This window comes from Pseudomonas sp. SDO55104_S430, from assembly GCF_054070595.1.
The window spans coordinates 1-3208 of the sequence record NZ_JBSVXG010000384.1 but is presented as its reverse complement, the minus strand read 5'-3'; the positions used below and the strand labels follow the sequence as shown (position 1 = coordinate 3208).

The following is a 3208-nucleotide window of genomic DNA, read 5'->3' as shown; positions in this document are numbered from 1 at the left end:
CACCGCGGGCATTCAGACAGCCCGCGTCATCGTTGACGACCATCGCGAGCAAGCTGGCTCCTACAGGGATTGGCGCCGGCCCGCCAATCGGGCAATGACCTTCCCCGCCCCGAAGCCTATAATGCCGGCCTTTCGTTCCCCCTCTTCGGCACCTCGGAGCCCGCATGACCCAGGATCAACTCAAACAGGCAGTGGCTCAGGCCGCCGTCGACTTCATCCTCCCGAAACTCGACGACAAGAGCATCGTCGGGGTCGGCACCGGCTCCACCGCCAACTGCTTCATCGACGCCCTGGCCAAGCACAAGGGCGCGTTCGATGGCGCGGTGGCCAGCTCCGAAGCCACTGCCGCGCGCCTCAAGGGTCACGGCATTCCGGTGTACGAACTGAACACCGTCAGCGACCTTGAGTTTTACGTCGACGGCGCCGATGAGAGCGACGAGCACCTGAATCTGATCAAGGGCGGCGGCGCAGCCCTGACCCGCGAGAAGATTGTCGCGGCCGTGGCCAAGACCTTCATCTGCATCGCCGACGCCAGCAAGCTGGTGCCGGTGCTCGGCGCCTTCCCGCTGCCGGTTGAAGTGATCCCGATGGCCCGCAGCCACGTGGCCCGCCAGCTGGTGAAACTGGGCGGCGACCCGGTTTACCGCGAAGGCGTGGTGACCGATAACGGCAACATCATCCTCGATGTGTTCAACATGCAGATCACTAACCCGGTTGAGCTGGAAGCGCAGATCAATGCGATCGTGGGCGTGGTCACCAACGGCCTGTTCGCGGCGCGGCCGGCGGATTTGCTGTTGTTGGGGACGAGTGAGGGTGTGAAGACCCTCAAGGCCAAGTAACCCACCTTTCTGTGGGTTGATGAAATACCCTGTGGGAGCGGCGGTGCGACGATTCGACTTGCTCGCGAAAGCGGTGTGTCAGGCAACATTGATGTCGACTGACACACCGCTTTCGCGAGCAAGCCCGCTCCCACATTTGTATTTATGTTGCTTTCAGGGCTGCGCGGGTTTCTTGAAGACGTAAAACAGATTCGGCTCGCTCACCAGGTACATCGTCCCCTCGTCATCCATGGCGATCCCCTCCGCCTGGGGCACGGTCTTTTGCAGCCCTTGGCTGCCCTTGCGCAAGGCCATGGTGCTCAACGGCCGGCCGTCCACATCCAGCTCCAGAATCAGCCGCGACTCGTCGGACAGCGCCATCAAGTGACCGCTGCGCTCGTCGTATTGCAGGCTCGACAGGTCACGCACAAACATCCCGGCATCGCGCTTGGGGTTGTTGATGACGTGCACCGCGTAGGATTTTTCCGGATTGAAATGCGGAAACCCGTGCACTTCGTAGATCAACATCGGGTCGCGCTCCTTGGCCACGAACAAGCGCTTGCCCACCGAATCGTAGGCCAGACCCTCGAAGCCCTTGTTGCTGCTCATGTGCACGCCCAAGGTCATCTGCTCGGCATCCGCCGCATCGATGAACGTGGTGTCATTCTCGACACGGACCTTGATCAGGCGCTGCTGATACTCGTCGGTGATCACGTAGGTGTCGGCGCTGATGAACTCAACCGCTTCCGGATCGCCAAAACCGACAAGCGCGATGCGCCGCAGGATCTTGCCGTCGAGGGAGAGCTCGATCAGCTCCGAATTCTGGTTGGTGACGGTGAACAGGCTCTTGCGCACCGGATCGAAGGTCAATGCCGAGACATCATCGTCCAGACCTTCGATGATCTGCCCTTCCAGGACCACCCGATACTGATCCAGGCCGATGGACTGCTCATTCATCGGCCTCCAAAGCGTGTGCAGATTGAACCAGGCCCGCTCGAACAGGCGCAGGTACTGACCGATCGCGATCAACAGGATCAGCGCAATCATCAATACCAGGAGAATCAGCGGTTTGGGGCGGGCAAATCGGCGCATGGACGCAGGCTCGGAATCAAAACAGGCGGATGAAATATCACGCCTGTCTGAATTAAAGCTTAATGGCCATCAGCCCCCATAGGGAATCACTTCTGTTTTTCGAAGCGATAGAACAGGTTCGGTTCGCTGACGATGTACAGCGTGCCCGCCTCGTCCATGGTCACGCCTTCGGCGCGGGGAATGGTGTTTTTCAGGCCGTTGAAGCCGCGCAGCAGGGTCATGAAGCTGACCTGCTCACCCTTTTCATCCAGCTCCAGCAGCAGATGAGAGTCGGCGGACAACACCAGGGTGTGGCCGGTGCGCGGGTCGATGGCCAGGGCCGACAGATTGCGTATATCCAGTTCATCGCTGGCCAGTTTCTGCTTGTCGCCGATCAGTTTCTGGCCGTCGCTCTTCCAGGTGAACAGCGCCGGTGGACGCTCCTCGCCCAGCAACAACTGCTGATTGCGCGCATCCCAGGTGACGGCCTCGAACGCCTTGTTCTGGTCTTTCGAAGGGCCAAGATCGTATTTGGGGAAATCGGCGATGTTCAGTTCACGGGTCGTGGCATCGACCTTGACGATGGTCACCATATGGTCACGCTCGTCGACGATCGCCAGCAGACCATTGCCCAGCACGGTGACAGCCTCAGGATTGCTCCAGCCCACCAGCGGCATCTTGCGCAGCACGTCGCCCTGCAAGGTCAGCTCGGCCAGGAACGGGTTTTTGCCCATCACCGAAAACAGCGTCTTGGTCTGCGGGTCGTAGGCCACGTCCGAAGCCTCGTCCTTCTCCATGCCCGCCAGCGGCTTGGCGTCGATCACCGCGCGGTAATCCGGCAGCCAGATGCTTTCCTGCTTCTCGGCGGCGCTTTCGAAGCGTTCCTTCACCCACAGCACGCCACGGTCATCCCAATGCATGGCGAACGCCAGGCCATAGGCAACCACGACTACCAGCAACAGCCAGGTGTACCAGCGCAGGGCGAAGCGCGAGCGGCGAGCGGGTTTGAATGAAGGCAGGGGTTGGGTGGACATGGGGTATTCATCCAGGAATCGAGGCTACGGGTAATAGCACAAATTAGCTTGGCTCAGACGCCAAAAAGCCAAGCATTATCCAGAGAGAATGTGAAAAAAACGGGAAATGGCGGGATTGCCCTGAACGGGATTAACAAGAACCAAAACAACGGTAGGAGCGAAGCTTGCTCGCGAATGCGGTGTATCAGACGACATTGTTGTCGACTGACACTACGCCTTCGCGAGCAAGCTTCGCTCCTACATCTATGGTTACCCCCTTTTCTGCAATACTGTTTTTGATGTTGT

Annotated in this window: 3 protein-coding genes; 1 reads left to right on the top strand and 2 read right to left on the bottom strand. The window is 59.4% G+C overall.

The window, feature by feature from the left end:
• Positions 1 to 164 precede the first annotated feature (164 nt).
• Complete coding sequence (gene rpiA / locus ACW9JE_RS29785) at positions 165 to 839, top strand: ribose-5-phosphate isomerase RpiA (protein WP_457434794.1); 675 nt, start codon at positions 165 to 167, stop codon at positions 837 to 839.
• A 153-nt stretch (positions 840 to 992) separates the two neighbouring features.
• On the opposite strand, the gene ACW9JE_RS29780 is transcribed toward rpiA, so the two are convergent.
• Together ACW9JE_RS29780 and ACW9JE_RS29775 are read right to left on the bottom strand one after the other, a co-directional pair.
• On the bottom strand, positions 993 to 1910 hold the full coding sequence (locus tag ACW9JE_RS29780; protein ID WP_457434793.1) for an SdiA-regulated domain-containing protein: 918 nt from the start codon (positions 1908 to 1910) through the stop codon (positions 993 to 995).
• Positions 1911 to 1996: 86 nt separating this feature from the next.
• On the bottom strand, positions 1997 to 2923 hold the full coding sequence (locus ACW9JE_RS29775) for an SdiA-regulated domain-containing protein (RefSeq protein ID WP_457434792.1): 927 nt from the start codon (positions 2921 to 2923) through the stop codon (positions 1997 to 1999).
• Positions 2924 to 3208: the final 285 nt, after the last annotated feature.

Excerpts from the sequence above, each read along its gene's own strand:
- rpiA (WP_457434794.1), top strand. The coding sequence starts at position 165 with ATGACCCAGGATCAACTCAAACAGGCAGTGGCTCAGGCCGCCGTCGAC.
- ACW9JE_RS29780 (WP_457434793.1), bottom strand. The coding sequence starts at position 1,910 with ATGCGCCGATTTGCCCGCCCCAAACCGCTGATTCTCCTGGTATTGATG.
- ACW9JE_RS29775 (WP_457434792.1), bottom strand. The coding sequence starts at position 2,923 with ATGTCCACCCAACCCCTGCCTTCATTCAAACCCGCTCGCCGCTCGCGC.